General features: G+C 59.8%; 14 protein-coding genes and 1 pseudogene. 10 read left to right on the top strand and 5 right to left on the bottom strand.

All coding sequences use genetic code 11. The annotated features are described in order from the left end of the window. The first annotated feature begins 37 nt into the window (after nucleotides 1–37). The 4 genes from FJ970_RS25145 (at nucleotide 38) to FJ970_RS25125 (ending at nucleotide 1,856) form a co-directional block, all read left to right on the top strand. Nucleotides 38–262: a hypothetical protein gene (locus FJ970_RS25145; RefSeq protein ID WP_140764533.1), complete on the top strand. Its 225-nt coding sequence runs from the start codon at nucleotides 38–40 to the stop codon at nucleotides 260–262. Continuing rightward, nucleotides 262–723, top strand: coding sequence for a hypothetical protein (locus tag FJ970_RS25140; protein ID WP_140764531.1), 462 nt, complete (start codon nucleotides 262–264; stop codon nucleotides 721–723). The genes FJ970_RS25145 and FJ970_RS25140 overlap by 1 nt, the downstream gene beginning before the upstream one ends. Nucleotides 724–737: 14 nt before the next feature. Then, nucleotides 738–1,079: a hypothetical protein gene (locus FJ970_RS25135; protein WP_140764528.1), complete on the top strand. Its 342-nt coding sequence runs from the start codon at nucleotides 738–740 to the stop codon at nucleotides 1,077–1,079. 336 nt (nucleotides 1,080–1,415) lie between these two features. Then, entirely contained in the window at nucleotides 1,416–1,856 is a 441-nt protein-coding gene (locus tag FJ970_RS25125; protein WP_181178802.1) for a hypothetical protein, read from the top strand. A gap of 1,464 nt (nucleotides 1,857–3,320) precedes the next feature. Here the strand turns inward: FJ970_RS25125 and FJ970_RS25120 are convergent. Then, on the bottom strand, nucleotides 3,321–3,752 hold the full coding sequence (locus tag FJ970_RS25120) for a hypothetical protein (RefSeq protein ID WP_140764526.1): 432 nt from the start codon (nucleotides 3,750–3,752) through the stop codon (nucleotides 3,321–3,323). 432 nt (nucleotides 3,753–4,184) lie between these two features. On the opposite strand from FJ970_RS25120, the gene FJ970_RS25115 reads away from it, so the two are divergent. Together FJ970_RS25115 and FJ970_RS25110 are read left to right on the top strand one after the other, a co-directional pair. Next, a complete protein-coding gene (locus FJ970_RS25115) occupies nucleotides 4,185–4,466 on the top strand; it encodes a hypothetical protein (protein WP_140764523.1) in 282 nt (93 codons plus the stop codon). Between the two features lie 2,094 nt (nucleotides 4,467–6,560). Continuing rightward, nucleotides 6,561–6,707 carry a hypothetical protein gene (locus tag FJ970_RS25110; RefSeq protein ID WP_181182871.1) on the top strand — a complete coding sequence of 49 codons (147 nt, stop codon included), beginning with the start codon at nucleotides 6,561–6,563 and terminating at the stop codon, nucleotides 6,705–6,707. Between the two features lie 317 nt (nucleotides 6,708–7,024). On the opposite strand, the gene FJ970_RS25105 is transcribed toward FJ970_RS25110, so the two are convergent. Beyond that, nucleotides 7,025–7,228 (bottom strand): hypothetical protein, encoded by a 204-nt coding sequence (locus tag FJ970_RS25105; protein WP_140764511.1) that lies wholly within the window; start codon nucleotides 7,226–7,228, stop codon nucleotides 7,025–7,027. Nucleotides 7,229–7,349: 121 nt separating this feature from the next. Between FJ970_RS25105 and FJ970_RS25100 the strand changes: the two are divergent. Next, a pseudogene (locus FJ970_RS25100) lies at nucleotides 7,350–7,549 on the top strand (hypothetical protein); the annotation flags it as partial. A gap of 439 nt (nucleotides 7,550–7,988) precedes the next feature. Here the strand turns inward: FJ970_RS25100 and FJ970_RS25095 are convergent. Further along, nucleotides 7,989–8,135, bottom strand: coding sequence for a hypothetical protein (locus FJ970_RS25095; protein WP_181178801.1), 147 nt, complete (start codon nucleotides 8,133–8,135; stop codon nucleotides 7,989–7,991). 305 nt (nucleotides 8,136–8,440) lie between these two features. Then, on the bottom strand, nucleotides 8,441–8,749 hold the full coding sequence (locus tag FJ970_RS25090; protein ID WP_140764508.1) for a hypothetical protein: 309 nt from the start codon (nucleotides 8,747–8,749) through the stop codon (nucleotides 8,441–8,443). A gap of 74 nt (nucleotides 8,750–8,823) precedes the next feature. Between FJ970_RS25090 and FJ970_RS25085 the strand changes: the two genes are divergently transcribed. Next, nucleotides 8,824–8,916, top strand: coding sequence for a DUF768 domain-containing protein (locus FJ970_RS25085; protein WP_140764505.1), 93 nt, complete (start codon nucleotides 8,824–8,826; stop codon nucleotides 8,914–8,916). An 857-nt stretch (nucleotides 8,917–9,773) separates the two neighbouring features. Here the strand turns inward: FJ970_RS25085 and ligD are convergent. After that, nucleotides 9,774–11,546: a DNA ligase D gene (ligD, locus tag FJ970_RS25080; protein ID WP_140764502.1), complete on the bottom strand. Its 1,773-nt coding sequence runs from the start codon at nucleotides 11,544–11,546 to the stop codon at nucleotides 9,774–9,776. 295 nt (nucleotides 11,547–11,841) lie between these two features. Between ligD and FJ970_RS25075 the strand changes: the two genes are divergently transcribed. Continuing rightward, complete coding sequence (locus FJ970_RS25075; protein WP_140764499.1) at nucleotides 11,842–14,547, top strand: PAS domain S-box protein; 2,706 nt, start codon at nucleotides 11,842–11,844, stop codon at nucleotides 14,545–14,547. After that, nucleotides 14,534–15,013 (top strand): response regulator, encoded by a 480-nt coding sequence (locus FJ970_RS25070; protein ID WP_227791905.1) that lies wholly within the window; start codon nucleotides 14,534–14,536, stop codon nucleotides 15,011–15,013. The genes FJ970_RS25075 and FJ970_RS25070 overlap by 14 nt, the downstream gene beginning before the upstream one ends. Nucleotides 15,014–15,103: the final 90 nt, after the last annotated feature.

The raw sequence follows: 15,103 nt of genomic DNA, 5'->3' as shown, positions 1-15,103 counted from the left end.
ACGAGGCAGGAATATGTTCCTTATTCCTGAAAGACATATGAGCAGGAAAGGCTATGGGAAAGCGCCAGAACGCCCGGGCGGCGAAGCTATGTCGGAGTTGGAAACCGCGGCGCAGCCGGCCATCGCCGCAGCCGGCGGCGACTCCGTACTCGCACTGCTGCACGTTCTATCCAGGAACACTGAACTCGAGCGTGAGCTCGCGCTGTCGCGCGCGGCAGTTTCCAACGGCTTCTCTCGCGGCTGGCACAAGGGACGGACCTGATGGCGAATCCGGCCGAGGACAATTTCCGCATCGAAGTCTGGGACAGGGAGGAAAAGACCCATCTCGAAACGATTTCAACGTCCCCGGATGCGACAGTCAGCCAAGCCGCCTGGCAGGCTGCAATTCGCCGTCGACCCGGCACGCTGCTGATCCACTACAACAGCCGGCATGTCATGGAAAAAATATTGACGCCTGGGGAGGTGAAGATCCCGCCACGGGCAATTGTCGACGGAAGCATTCATGCCGGTCTGGACGTCTCCCTCGGGGACTTACGCGAATGGCACAAGCTGCGGGCGTGGTGCAAGACTTGCTCCCATCACGCCGAGGTGAAGGCGGCTGCGCTGATCGGGCGATACGGGAAGGACGCGCTATTCAGTACCGTTGAGCGGGCGCTTCTCTGCACGAGCTGCGATCGAGGTGGCCCGGTGAGACTGGAAATACACAGACTTCCCCGGAACTGAGAGGATGTTCAAAATTGCACGATCTGATCACTTTCTTCCAGACCAATGCGGCTCTGGTGATCGCTAACCCTATAGCCTTCATGACTTTCGCAGTTCTTTTTGGAGGCGGAGGGTTCATCGTTGGCCGCTACTTTTTGACAGAGCGCATCGCAAACTTGGAAAGCCGCATCGCGAGGCGTGATGACGAAATCGAAGCCCTGAAAATTGGACGTAAGCGGAAGATTGAAGAGCCGTCACTGATCCCAATAAAAGGCACTTCGGCAATTGACAACGATGCAACGCCGTTGTTGGGAAAATGGCCGGATCGGCGCCGGTCAGGAACACTGTCTGCACCACCACGTCAACGACGCGGCTAACCATCTGGTTGTTTAGGCTCGGTCGCCCTTAAATTCTGAAAGGGCCTGCGGGGAATTTCTGCGCGAGATATCGAACGACGCTCGCGTTTCGCGCCCATTGAGTCACGAGATTATTCTTGGCGAGGACGATCGCCATCTCGACTTCCGTTTGTCCGTTTGCTTCGAAGAATCCGGTTCGTTCCGCCGACTCGTCGCCACGACGGTCGTGACCTTCAATCATTTGGGAGGGCTGTATCGCGGGAATTGCGCTTTTCCATCGCCTGACCGTAAAGTCGTCTTTGCGTCGAGCAGGCCACTCGACGACCGCCTCTGTCGTCGTGGCGCTCCCAACCTGCCATGAAGAACCTGGGCCAAGGTGCCTCCTTTGGCTTTGAGGATCGCCTCGTCGCCGTTGTGGTAGGCGAATGTGATCTCGATCGAGCCGTCGTCAAGCAATTCAGCAGAGCCATCGCCACCGACCTCGTCCATCTCGTCGAAGCCGGCCCATGTGAAGAATACCATATTGGGGCAATAGCTGAGATCGAGGCCAGCTTGCAGAGCGCCAAAGGCGATCTCGCCGTGGTTGCCCGCTTCAATGGTGATAGCGGCGCGATCGACAAGGTCGAGATGATCGCGATCCAAAGATCGGCCTCGACGATCCGCCAGCGGCCGACCAATTTACAGCCTGCTAAGGCTTGGTTTGATTGCTGCGGCGTCTTTGGGTGCAGCGCGATCAATATCGCGGTCTTATGTAGCAAACGCACCAAACACCGACGACAGGAGGGAACGGTCAGTTAGGAGCGGCGCGGTGCGCGCTGGCGGCGTTGGCCGCAAAAAATCACAAGGACTCCACAAGAGAATCCTGCTTCTCTGTAGGCGGGGCTGCGACCGCTTGCAGGATTGCCTCTGCCTGCTCCTGACTCGCCGCGAATCCCCGTATCAACCGAATGCCGAATATCGATGCCTGGCCACGGCAAGAGCGAATTGCCGTGATCTTCGGGGCGGGAATGTTTTGGCCCGGATAGCCGGGTGCACTTACTTCCTTATGATCCAATCCACCAAGGCAGTTTCAATCGGCTCGCACCCGGTGAACTCGTAAACCAGGGTCCTAGCCACGTTGCGCCATTCACACTTGGACAAATTCGTTTCCAAAACCAAATCCTGAAAGGCATTGCGCAGAGATCAGCGTCGAACGCCGATATGCGGTGCCACTCGGCCTCCTTAACGGTTTCGTCTATCGTGCGCTGACGTAGCCGCTTTAGAAGGTCACGTGATGCGGCGATTGCGCGGCGGGACTGATCCATATTGCGGCGAAAGGCGGCTGTTCCACCGTAGGAGCCTTGCCGTACTAGGAAGCTGGATTCAATAGCCGCCCGCGCCATGTCTATATGGCTTTCAACCATCGCTATCTCCCAATAGAGGTTGTGTTTTACGTCAGGAGGCGAGGGGACATGGACGACCGCTTTCAATATCTCCCTCCTTCGCGGACATAGATTCGGCGCCTGTCAGGTCAATCTTCCGCAACCATGGCCCTCGTTGACCTACAGGTTGAACCCAGCACACTTCAGAACTTGCCCGCTCCCGAAAGGTGGTCGCCTTCTTTGCCGGCTACTGGAACATGTGTGGGAGACCAAGGTTCGGGAGTCGGCCCGCTCTTTCCCGTTGCGGTGCCTTCCCTCGTGTGACTGCCCGCTGGCTCCGGCCGGCGGGCTTTTTGTGCATTATGTGGGAACCTGATATTTGTCGGGGTTCGAAAGGGGCAGCTACAAGCGCTGCTGGTCAGGGTGTCCCAACACCGCCTGGCCGGGCCCGCTTCCCCTGCCAGTGAGGCGGGCCCACGGGAACCTGGCACTTCCGGCTGAAGTTTGTGTGGAATGGGCGGGCTTTAGCTGCCCCGGCTCACGGCCCCGGGTTCCGGGGAGGCGGCGAGTAGTTGACGGAAAGGACGCTGCTCTTCCTCGCCATAAGCGCCGTTCGACACAGCGACCAATCCGGCGCGATCACGGATCTCAAGCGGGCCACGCTTCGCGCTGATGAGCGCCTCGATATTCCAGCATTTGCATTCCAGGGGTCACGCGAGGACGCCCGGTTTCAAGGATGATAGCCAAAAGGTTGTGTGTCAGTTCGATCGATCCTGTTGGAATCGATTCGGTCATGAACCATCAAGAGCTACGCGCCAATCGAAGCGGTGACTGATGGCTGGGGGGGTCTTCGGCGACGTCACCGTGACCCGCCGCGCAACCCACGGTCAACAGGATCTTGCTAAGTGCCCTTGGCGGTGTCCTCGATCAATTTCGCGAGCCAGTTGCGGAACCTTTCGCCAGATCTTTCCCCTATGTTTCCCACCACCTCCGCCACCATGCCGGGTGCGGAAACTGACACCTCCCCACTAATCGCAACGCTGATCGTGAACGTTGTCCTGCCAGCCTTCCCCAATCCTCCCGTCGTGTAGATTTGAAACCGAACAGAGGGCGCTAACGCTTTGACTTCCCGGCGCGGTTTGGAGTCGATGTCGATGGTCACATCTCTCGCCACCTCAGCCTTGGCCGCCTCTAACGATGCAAGCACGACGTTGTTTAGCCAAGCCCTGGCTTCCGCGCCGAAATCGGCCGTTGGCGCGACCACATCCGCACGCCCCGCTTGCCGATGGTGAGCTGCCTTGCCGCGTTCAAGGGCATCTTTGAATTTGGACATGCTAGTCACCCTCCAAGGCTGGTAGTGAGATCGGCCATCGTTCTCCAGTCAGAAGAACGCGCGCAATCGGCGGACGTTGCGTAGGTGACGCCGACCATTGGGGTGCTCTGCGCGGCGCGATGTCGAACTTCGGGTTGCCCAGTGGTAGTGCAGGTATTTCTAGCGAGGGTCGCTTATATGGATCCGACTTCGGGACGCGCGGTTCCAATCGACATCCCGACAGTTCTGCCGTCCGACGCTTTCATGTCGCGCGATGGCAGCGCGGTCGTAGCCGCGTCGCTGCCGAGTCAGCCCAAGGTGATCTCGCCGCGCATGCCCCCCAAGCCGAGATACCCGCTACACGTACGTTGCCGACGTGGTGCGTTGGAACCGCGTTGGGAGATGCACGTTCCTCGTTATGGTCAGGTTTAACGACCTGAACGGAGGATTAAAATGAACATCAAGATGCTCACAATGGGCGCGCTGGCGCTTGCAATGACAACTGGCTCAGCACTCGCGGCTAGCAACACATCCGCCCTCGACGACCCGGCCAAGATGTCGCCGTTCTTCGCCGATGCAGGCATGAAAACGTTGCGGTCGGAAGCGGACTTCAAGACTGCTTGGATGTCCATGAAACCCGATGAAAAGAAGGCGGTGCTGAAAGACTGCGGTGATACCACGCTTAACAAGGCGCATGCGGACTTCTGCGCAATGGCGAAGAAGATGGGGGAATGAGCCCAGCCTGTGCGGCCAATGACCAATGAAGGCGGGCTCTTTGTCCGCCTCGCGGCTTAGCCCCTCAACCTGGGCCTCCGCCCCGGGCACCTTTAGGGACGCCCGCCGCTGCCGTGAATGGGGCGGCCGGCAATGACGGGACCGGGCAGCATCTTGGAAGTTGCCTCTCCAAGGGTGGGGCCATCATGGAAAACCAACCGAAACAGCCGCAGTTGAGCCCCCGCGAGGTGGAAGCACTGGCGCGCGAAACTGGCTGCACCGAAAGCCAAATCCGCGAGATTGTTTCGTTTGTCGGGCTAAATCGTGCGTCGATCATCAGAGAGGCCCGGTCTCTGCGACAGGCGAAAGATCTTGACCATTAAGCTTCTCCCGTCTTTTCGAAAGGTGCTGCCGGAAGCTGGCGGGCTTTTTGCCGGGCGGCTGGAACATGTGTCAGAGACCAAGGTTCGGGAGCGGGCCGCCTTGTCCGGGCGGTCCTCCATCCTTTCAGCTGCCCGCTGGCTCCGGCGGCGGGCTTTTTTGTTTCCGTCTGGAACACTTTCTGTTGGCCCTAGTTCATCCCCTGGCGCCCCTAACACCTTCCCTCAGTTAGAGGCGCAAGAGAGCTGTTGATCAGCTTTCAACCAAAACCCGCGACCGTCCCCTCAGTGGCGGGTTTTTTATTGCTAGCTGGAACACGTGGCACAGACAAATGTTCGGGAGCGGGCCGCCTTCTCTGGCGTCTCTCCACTTCTGTCAGCTGCCCACTGGCTCCGGCCGGCGGGCTTGTTAGTGTTCGGGTCGGGAACAGCTCGACTAGTCGCAAGTTCGGGCGAAGGCGGCGGCGCGTCCGGGTCTTTTCGCGATGCTGGCCGGCCCGCGCGCCTTTGTTGGGTGAGCGGGCCTCATGCTGGTGTGCTGGCTCCGGCCGGCGGGCTTTTTTGCGCAACGTGGGAACTTGTATTTCTCGGCAGGTTCGAATGACGGCAGCCTCCGTGCTGCTGGTCCGGCTCCCTCCTGGCCGGGCCCGCTTCCCCGCCACCCCGAGGCGGGCCACGGAGCGGGGAACATTCCGGGCTAACAAAGTTCGTCCTGCCATGACCAGGCTGATCCCTCACGACCGATACCGGACATGAGCGGACCTGGCGGGCTTTTTGTGCGCTTATGTGGGAACTTGGCATTTCTCGGCAGGTTCGAAAGGCGGCAGCTCCCCTGCTGCCGGTCAGGTCCCCCAAGACCTGGCCGGGCCCGCTTCGCCGCCAGTGAGGCGGGCCCACGGGCGTCGCGGGTGGTCGGCGCCTTACTTCCTGATGATCCAATCCACCAAGGCAGCATCAGGGCGCTCGCACCCCGTGAGCTCGAAGATGAGGCTCCTAGCCAGGTTGCGCCATTGACACCTAGGTACGTCAGTTTCCGAGACCAAATTTCGAAATACAGACCGGACAATGTCTGCATGGAACGCGGACACGCGGTGCCGCTCATCTCTGAGCGCCTCGTCCATCTTGCGCCGGCGAAACCGCTTCAGAAGCTCCTGCGACGCTGCGATTGCACGCCGGGTTCGGGCTATGTCACCCTGAATTGAGGTAATGTAGGCCCTGGAGTGGTGCTGCAATAGCAAACTGGCGTCAAGCACCGCCCGCGCGATGTCTGTACGGCTTTCCATCATAGCTACCTCCCAATAGCTACAATTTAACAAGCCGAATCTAATGCAGTGCTCAGAAGGATTCAAATGTCGGTTTTCGCCCGAGCAGACCCGCCGGCCGCGGACTGGGACAGGATACCGCGCCTATCGCGGGAGCTGATCGAAAAAGGTCGGCCGGCGCTCAGTGGGCGGGGGGGACTTCAGGGTCTAGAATGAGCGCCGGCCGCTGGCGTCCGATAGGTCCGCCGCGTGGCAATGTAGCGCCCGACGAATGGGCGTCAAACGGGCGTGATGATGAACTGCGGATGCTGCTCTTGACGGAAGCAAATTCGTCCCGCGCCACTCATGTCGGCTTGTCCACCAGCGGCTTCTTCCGTGTCGCCTTGCGGGTTTATGGGTGCTGCACAGGGGAGCTATTTCCGCAGCCCTGGGAATAAAAGGATCGTTGCGCCATCTTGCGGATCCAGCCGCTCATGGCTCGGCTGCTCGTGCCACATCACCTGACGCAGATCGCGCATGTCGACCGGCTGTCCGCAGATCTCGCACTTATAGAAATGTTCGCCCTCGTAGGCGGGCTCGCCGTCGTGCGGCTTGCCGGGGATCGGCGGGCCAAGGTCTGAAAGCTTTGTCATGGGCCAGCAACATGCTGAGATGGTAAAAGTTCCCGGAGCTATTTTAGCTAAAGCTGATCGAATCGCGGTATAGCAATAGCTGGGTGGCGCAACATGCCACAATATCGGGTTGAGATCATGGCCGGGGAATCGGTCGTGTCTTGGCGCATGCTCATGGCGCAGCTTCCATCAAGGCGGCCCAGGCATACATCGGCAAGTCTGTCACATTATGGCGCCAGGAGGAACACTGCTGCGTGTCGCGGAGACCAAGGGCGAAAAGCGAACCTTCGCTTACGTTTCTCGGACGGCATGAGCCGGCGGCGAGCTTAGGCACCAGCCTTGACCTTCATCAGCTGCTCTCTGGCTTCAGCGACCCGTCTTTGCGCGTTTCGTATGGTGTCACAGAGGGCAATGTCGATGCTCACGCCATACCGCTTGTCCAGCATCCGTTCGAGACGAGTGAGTTCGGATTCAGCTTGGTGTACACTCAGCCTGGCCTTGGCAAGCTCCAGCTCCAAAATTTCAGCCATTGTTTTCGTCCGTTGCGTTCCCTTCCATTAGGAAATCGACATATTGCGCTTTGGTTCCGGCTCGCTCGTCCGGCGCTTCAGTATGAGCGGAACCTAATATCCCCAAGCGACTTGTGTCGAAATGAGCACGCGTGGCATGAACTTCCTCGACCGATGGATCGCGAACAACGTCCCTGAGACCACAAACGCGGATGTCATCTCGGTCGACGAGTTGACGCACAAGCTCATCGCCGATGCCAAGTCGGTATCAAGCGGGAGGAGATCGACGAAGAGGTCGACAGCCTCTACCGCACCATCTTCGACGCCCTAGTGCGCACACAGCAGGCGTGCAGCGGCCGCGGCCCGGCGAACTTCGGCTTCGCTCGGGGCCGGGTTTTTATTGCGAGCTGGAACATGTATCACCGACAAAGGTTCGGGAGCCAGCCGCCTACTCCGGGCGGCCCTCCACTTCTGTCAGCTGCCCGCTGGCTCCGGCCGGCGGGCTTTTTGTTGCCGGCTTCGTTTCCGTTTCCTGAGCTTCTCTTTGTGCCTTCAAACGGGCAGTCTTAGCCTCGCGCTAGGCCCGCTCCTCCGCTTGAATCTCCCTTGAGGCCCGGTCCGACTCGGCGTGGACCTTCATCATGTTGCGCACTGCTCGTCGAGCCATTTGCTTTACCTCAGATCCCCGTAAAAGCCGTGGGTCGGCCTGTGGTTCCGATGGGCGGCCTGACTCGTAATTCGGTGTCCGAAAGCGTACAGACCTCTGTCGCGATAAGCGGCGTCAGCTAGAAATCTGCTGGATAGCCCTGCCGGGAAACATGTCGACCGGCTGTCCGCAGATCTTGCACTTATAGAAGTGATCGCCCTCGTCGGAGGGCTCGTGCGGCTTGCCCTTGATGGGCGGTCCAAGGTCTGAAAGCTTCGTCATGGGGCCAGCAACATCCCGCCTTGGTAAAAGTTCCCGGAACCAATCGCGATCCGGCCTGAACTCCTATATGCTTCGCGGGAAGCATGGGACCTTCAATGGCATTCACCGTCATCTGGTATGGACGAAAAGGCATCATCGACGAGCTGATCTTTGACGCTGAGAAGGTGGCTAAGGATCATGCAATCGCAATGTTCCAAACTCGAAGAGGGGACGACGGGGTCATATGCGTTGAGGTGCGCAGGGACAACGGGTCTGTCGTCTTCAGCCATTCGGAGAACTAGCGAGGCCCCAAGGATTGCCGCCCCTCATGTCGGCTTGTCCACCAGCGGCTTCTTTCTCGTCGGCAGCCTGTATGCGCTCACCAGCCTGACGACAGCGGCATCGACAGTGACGGGAACGCCCAGGTTCACCGTCACGCGGTTTTTGTCGAGTAGGTGGGTAACGTTGCCGATCAGCTCTATGTGCTGGCCTTTCCGCACGTTCGTTGACTGATCGATAATGGAATGGGGCTGACCATAGGAGGGGATGGAAACGCTCACGCGATCCTCTGTCACCCGCCGCCGAACGGTCGCGGTGATTGCGACCTCATCGCCGATGTTGATGCCCTTCGCCATGGCTTGAGTCTGGAGCGGCTCGCTGCGGAGTCAAGATAAGCGGAACCTAATATGGGCCGGCTGCTTATGGAAAAATGAGCACACGCGGCGCCAATTTCCTCGACCGGTGGATCGCAGAGCATCTGCCTGATGCGGTGACCGACGACCCGGCCGCGATAAATGACTAGTCCGTGATGGAAGCTGCGGACCGAGAGGGCATCGCGGTAAGCGAGATCTATGAGGAAGTCGGCAGCGTCTTCGGAGTGATCGCGGAGGCGATGCGGCACGGCGATAGCAGTTTACCCGAGGCCTTCCCATAAGTCCCGGCTTATGCAAAATCCGCAGCATGCGCGATCACGAACTTATCGAACGGCCGGGCCGCTGGCAGCCGTTGCCGTCTACCGGATCGAGCGGCGGCGTGAGAAGGTGAATCCCCGGTTTCCTCTCAAAGTTTAAGTGTCTCGGGAATGCACTTGAAAGCACGTGCGGTAACCGTTAGTTCAACCATTGCTGGTACAAAGTAGGTAGGTAGCGGCTCCGACAGTTTGGCGGGGGCTGGGTTGCCGGAGCCGCCTGCGCAGTCCCGGTTGGGATCTGACCGCGCTGTCCTATTCTGAGACAGCGCGGTCAACGATCCGTTAAAATTCTCTGGAATTTATTAAGGGCACGCTAATTGAACCGGCGGCCTGCTGCCTCGTCGCGCGTCAGCCAGCAGTCGTGCGGTGCTGCTTTCGCGGGCAGCACGTTGCGAGTGTGCTCCATCTCCGGGCGCGCCGGCCGGGCTCGGTGTCCTGATGATTCTGCGGCTGCCAAACCAGGCCAAGTTCATTCCGATTGACCAACGAGTCACGTGGCGAAGGCGACGACGGCCAGCCGGATCTTCATATTCGACGAAGAACGATCGAGGCGGCGTTCGAGGGGCGCGTTTCAAAACGCGAGCCTTTCGCCGGGAATGTCGAGGTCTGTTGGAGCGTTTTGTCACCGCACCCATTGGTTCCTCGCCGCCGGAAAAGTTCGCTCTAACAACGCTTGCCGTTCCCTCTGGCTACGCCGCCCTTCGGGCAGCCGCTCGGAACGGGTGGTCGATGGTGAAGCTATCGGGCCGAATTCCCCGCTCAACCTGGCTCCAGGTTACAGGATGAGCGATTGGCAATCCCGGTCGGGCTCGTGGGGAGAAGGCGCCCACCGCTGTGTTGCCGCGCCCGTTGCGAAGGTAGTCAAGAAAGATGCGGCCTCTTCGGGCGTCTGGGACGGCCGAGAGCAGATAACGATCGGGATGTGCATCGAGGAGGCACTGGGCGAGCGACTTGGCAAATTGCCGGGCACTGTCATGGGTCATCTTTGTTTCAAGCGGGGCCATCAGGTGGATGCCCTTGCCCCCCGTTACCTTCGGCCAGCTCTCCAGACCTGCCGATGCGATGATTTCCCGGAGGGCCTGCGCGGTCTCGATTACTTCCGCCCATTCGATGCCCTCGCCGGGATCGAGGTCCAGGACCACGCGATCAGCATGTTCGATATCGTCTACGGTAGCGTTCCAAGGATGGACCTCGACGACATCCATCTCGACCAGTCCGAGCAAGCCTGCCAGGTCGTCCACCCACACACGAACGCCTTCGCCGCCCTCGCGCTTCCGGAGGCACAACTGATGCACGGCCGCAGGGATCCTCGGTAGCGTTCCCTTGTGGTAAAAGGTGGCGCCTCGCGTATGGCGGACCAGCTTCAGCGGTCGCTCGCCGAGATAGGTCAGTGCTTGATCAGCAACCCGCTCCCAGTAGCGCACAAGCTGTTCCTTCGAGGGGCAAACCGCATCGGGGAGCAGCTGCAGGATGTTCTCGCGAGGAACCCCATGGTCCCGGTCCGCCTCTCGTCTCTTTGATGGAGCGGGCGGCCTTGCCGGGATCGACACGAGGTCTTCGCGCAGGCCCTTGAACACTGCCTCGCGCAGGATCCCACGATCGGTGGCGCCGCTGAACTGCACCTCGGCCAGAATGTCCGGCTTCACCCAGGTCGCTTTCGGCTTGTCGACGGCTATCGATAACGGCGACCTTTCGATGATCAGCGGGTCAAGCCGCTCACGGACACGCCGCGCCGCCTCCAGCGTATATCCACTCTGGGCCTTGCCGGCATAAAGCAACCGGTCGCCCTCGTGCCGGCCGATGTACAACGATGCGATACGGCGGGGCTGGGCGCCGAGTTTCTCGACGAAAGCCACAATCGGAAAAGTGTCGCTCTTGATGCATTTCACCTTGAGCCAGCTCGCCTGGACACCTGAGCGATACGGGGCGTCCGCTCGCTTGGACACGATCCCCTCCAAGCCCATCCGGCATGCATGTTCAAACACGTCATTGCCGCTCACCTCCAGATGCTCGGCAAAGGTCAGTGTCGGCGCCGCGTCTTTCAGCAGCTGCTCTAGCGCGGCCTTCCGCTTCGTCAGTGGCTGCTGCCGAAGATCGCGCCCGTTGAGGTGCAGCAGGTCGAACGCATAGAAGATGATCTTCGGCGAGTTTGGATTGCCCAATTCCCGCTCCAGGGCTTGGTAGTCGGGCAACCCGGTTTCGCCGAGGACGACAGCTTCCCCGTCAATGATTGCCCCTTTAACCGGCAGGTTCGCTGCCGCCTGGACGATACCCTTGTAGCGATGCGACCAGTCGTGACCGCGGCGCGTGAAGGCGCGTGCCGACTGGCCTTCGACTATTAGCTGTGTCCGGTAGCCATCATATTTGATCTCGTGAAGCCAGTCGCAGCCCTCAGGCGCCCTCTCGACTAGCGTGGGCGATTGAAACTCGATAAATGAAAGCCGGTCTGCGGCGTTACTCATGCATCAGCGACTCCGGGAACCGCGACTCAAGCCGCAAGGCGGCAATCGGTTCCGGAGCATTTTAGCAAAATTGAATGTTAAGCCGAGTGGGACGACGAAGTTCGAAATGGACAGCCGCCATGGCAGTAAAGATCGGCGATGAAGTGCGCCACGATGTCGCCTTCCAGCAGCCGGTCGCGAACACCGAATGCAGGCCAGATCGTCGATGCCGATGACTGGCCAACACTCTCGGTATTAATTCGGAACGTTTTTTCGGCTCGTGAATTTAAGGAGGTTAAAGGGGTTCGAGATCTATATGGAACAAAGGGTTTTGGGTGCCGGAGCCTTTGTGAAGGGGTTCGCCGACGAGAAGAGCCGCGAACGGCAGGCCTCCGATTTTGTCGTAACCAGCGAGTTCGAGGATTTCTTCGAGAATGCGGCAGTCCCTCTCCACCTGGTTGCGAATGACGGAACCATTCTTCGCGCCAACCGCGCCGAACTGGACATGCTCGGCTACACGGCTGACGAATATGTCGGCCGCAGCATTCGTGACTTTCATGCTGATCCTGCCGCGATCGACGAAATTTTGAGCCGCCTGTCGCGGCGCGAAGACCTTCAAAATTACCGCGCCAGGCTGCGGGCCAAGGATGGTTCCGTGCGTTGGGTGGAGATCACATCCAACGTGCGTGCGGTTGGCGGGCGGTTCCTCAGCACGCGCTGCACTAGCTTTGACGTCACCGAAAAGGTCAACGCGGAAGAGTTGCTACGAGAACACGAGCAGAGGCTCGCTGTCACCTATCAAAGCGCTGGGACGGGCATTGTAGAGGCGGATGCCGAAGGCCGGCTGCTTCGGGTGAATGCCCACTTGTGCGACCTGTTGGGCTGCGCGCCGGAGGATCTGGTTGGACGGTCGATTTTTGATCGGACCTTCCTGGCTGATGTGAAATCCGACCGCGAGCAGTACCGGCAACAAGTTGCTGGAGAGATAGAAAGCTACACGATGGAGAAGCGATTCGTTCGCAACGATGGGTCGCTGTTCTGGGCGCTCGTGACGTCCTCCAGCGTCTTCGACGCCAAGGGGCGGTTTCGTTATGCGGTGCGCGTGCAGCATGACATCAGCGAGCGCAAGGCGATAGAAGCCACACTTGCCCGAAGGGCGGAGGAGCAGGCTGCGCTGCATCGATTCACCGAAAGGCTGCAGCATGCCCGCACACCGGCTGACGTCCATGAGCCTGCGCTCGACGCAATCCAGCGTGCGCTGGGTTGTCAGCGCGCTTCGATCCTGTTGTTGAACGATGGGGTCATGAAGTTTGTCGCTTGGCGAGGCCTCTCGGACGCTTATCGCGCCGCGGTAGAAGGTCACTCGCCCTGGCCGGCGGATTGCGCTGATCCTCAGCCGATTTGCCTGGGCGATACGGAAAAAGCCGAGCTTCCGGAAGAACTGAAGCGGACAATCCGAGCCGAGGGCATCGGCGCGGTTTGCTTCGTTCCGATAACGGAGGGAGGGCGACTGCTTGGCAAGTTCATGGCCTACTTCGACCAGCCATGGGATTGCTCCGCCGACCAGGTCGAGGTCGCCCGCACAGTCGCTCGCCAACTCGGTTTTGGAATCGAGCGCCTGAAGGCACAGAATGCCGCCCAACAATTGGCAGCGATCGTGGAGTCATCCCATGATGCGATCGTCAGCAAAGATCTCAACGGCATCATTTCGACCTGGAACCGAGGCGCCGAACGCCTGTTCGGCTATTCGGCCGCGGAAGTGATCGGCAAGCCCATCACCATTATCATCCCGGGTGACCGGTTGGACGAGGAACCGCTGATCTTGGGCCGCATCCGCAGGGGTGAACTCGTCGACCACTTCGAAACGGTGCGCCGCCGCAAGGATGGGACACTGGTGGATATTTCCCTCACAATATCGCCGGTGCGAGACGCAAACGGCCGTGTCGTCGGTGCTTCCAAGATCGCGCGCGACATAACCGCTCAAAAAATAGCTGAAACCAAGGTACGCGACAGCCAGCGTCACCTTCAGGATCTGCTCGCCGCCATTCCTGCCGCGATCTACACCACCGATCGCGATGGCAAGATCACCTATTTCAACGAAGCCGCGGTTGCACTTGCCGGGCGCACCCCGGTAATCGGCAGTGACGAATGGTGCGTGAGCTGGAAGCTCTTCTGGCCCGACGGCACGCCGCTTCCCCACGATCAATGCCCGATGGCGATCTCGTTGAGAGAAGGTAAGCCGGTCCGCGGATACGAAGCGGTTGCCGAGCGGCCGGACGGAACCAGGATCCCGTTCATCCCCTATCCGACACCGATGCGGGACGCGGATGGGAACGTCATTGGCGGCATCAACATGCTGGTCGATGTCAGCGAACGAAAGCAGGCCGAGACCCAGCAGCGGATCTTGCTCGACGAGCTCAACCATCGCGTCAAGAACAACATGATGATGCTGAAGTCCTTGCTTTCCGTGGCGGCGAGGACGAGCCGAAGCCCGGAAGCGCGCGACACCCTAGACGAGGCAAGCAAACGGGTCGCTGCGATGGCGGCGGCACAGCGCGTTCTTTACGATACCGCCGACGTGGGGAACTTCAGCGCGCAGCCCTTCCTCGGGGCGGTTTGTGAGACTGCCAAGCAAATGTTTCCACAGAATGTACGGCTGGTTTGTGAAGCTGACAGTATTCAACTGCCAAACGACGTGGCGATGCCGCTGGCCCTCATCGTCAACGAGCTTTTGACGAATGCGGTGAAATATGGCCTGAACGGCAGCGTCGGCGGGACCGTCCACGTCAGCATCAGAAAGAACGGGGAGGGCAATTCGCTGGTGGTCGAGGATGAAGGCTCCGGTTTCGACCTGAACTCTGTACGCGGGACGTCCTCGGGACTGCGGCTGGTCGAGGGCCTCGCGCGGCAGATCGGCGGAAATTTCGAGGTTCATCGAGACCCATGTCGATGCACGGTGACTTTTCTCTCAAACCCGTTGGAGATCGGCGTTGAGAACGGAAACCGTGATGACCGAAGTTAGCTCCGCCGGAGAGTTCGACCGAGCATTCAAACCCCGGCTGGCTTTCTCGCGAGACGACATGGGCGCCGGCCCGGCAACGCGCATGGCCGGTAGGTCGATATTGATCGTCGAAGACGATTACCTGATTGCGCTCGACGCGGAAGCCGGACTGACCGCGGCGGGGTTCTCGCTGGCAGGAACGGCGGTTAGCGCCGACCAAGCTGTCAGCATCGCGCTGTCGACAAGGCCTGCCTTTGTTCTCATGGATATCCGCTTGCTGGGAAAGCGGGACGGAATTGATGCCGCACTGGAACTCTATCGGGACCACGGCATACGAAGCATATTCACAACGGCGCATGGCGACCATGAAGTGAAGCTCCGAGCCGAAGCGGCAAGGCCGCTTGGCTGGGTGCAAAAGCCCTACTCGATAATGGTGCTGGTCGAGGCCGTCCGGAATGGTTTTCAAGAGCTCGACCAACAGAACTGAGTAGCGGCTGACCTAGTTGCAACATTGCTGGAGTACATGACGGCTATCACGTCTCGGCGGGGTCGACCGACGAGGCATGTCGGGCCGCCG

It is taken from the genome of Mesorhizobium sp. B2-1-8, assembly GCF_006442545.2.
GTDB lineage: Bacteria > Pseudomonadota > Alphaproteobacteria > Rhizobiales > Rhizobiaceae > Mesorhizobium.
The sequence above is the reverse complement of the archived record's forward strand: the minus strand, read 5'-3'. Positions and strand labels throughout refer to the sequence as shown.

What these genes read in the sequence shown, in the direction of transcription:
- FJ970_RS25145 (WP_140764533.1), top strand. Translation starts at nt 38, where the DNA reads ATGAGCAGGAAAGGCTATGGGAAAGCGCCAGAACGCCCGGGCGGCGAA.
- FJ970_RS25140 (WP_140764531.1), top strand. Translation starts at nt 262, where the DNA reads ATGGCGAATCCGGCCGAGGACAATTTCCGCATCGAAGTCTGGGACAGG.
- FJ970_RS25125 (WP_181178802.1), top strand. Translation starts at nt 1,416, where the DNA reads ATGAAGAACCTGGGCCAAGGTGCCTCCTTTGGCTTTGAGGATCGCCTC.
- FJ970_RS25120 (WP_140764526.1), bottom strand. Translation starts at nt 3,752, where the DNA reads ATGTCCAAATTCAAAGATGCCCTTGAACGCGGCAAGGCAGCTCACCAT.
- FJ970_RS25115 (WP_140764523.1), top strand. Translation starts at nt 4,185, where the DNA reads ATGAACATCAAGATGCTCACAATGGGCGCGCTGGCGCTTGCAATGACA.
- FJ970_RS25110 (WP_181182871.1), top strand. Translation starts at nt 6,561, where the DNA reads ATGGCTCGGCTGCTCGTGCCACATCACCTGACGCAGATCGCGCATGTC.
- FJ970_RS25105 (WP_140764511.1), bottom strand. Translation starts at nt 7,228, where the DNA reads ATGGCTGAAATTTTGGAGCTGGAGCTTGCCAAGGCCAGGCTGAGTGTA.
- FJ970_RS25095 (WP_181178801.1), bottom strand. Translation starts at nt 8,135, where the DNA reads ATGACGAAGCTTTCAGACCTTGGACCGCCCATCAAGGGCAAGCCGCAC.
- FJ970_RS25090 (WP_140764508.1), bottom strand. Translation starts at nt 8,749, where the DNA reads ATGGCGAAGGGCATCAACATCGGCGATGAGGTCGCAATCACCGCGACC.
- FJ970_RS25085 (WP_140764505.1), top strand. Translation starts at nt 8,824, where the DNA reads ATGAGCACACGCGGCGCCAATTTCCTCGACCGGTGGATCGCAGAGCAT.
- ligD (WP_140764502.1), bottom strand. Translation starts at nt 11,546, where the DNA reads ATGAGTAACGCCGCAGACCGGCTTTCATTTATCGAGTTTCAATCGCCC.
- FJ970_RS25075 (WP_140764499.1), top strand. Translation starts at nt 11,842, where the DNA reads ATGGAACAAAGGGTTTTGGGTGCCGGAGCCTTTGTGAAGGGGTTCGCC.
- FJ970_RS25070 (WP_227791905.1), top strand. Translation starts at nt 14,534, where the DNA reads ATGACCGAAGTTAGCTCCGCCGGAGAGTTCGACCGAGCATTCAAACCC.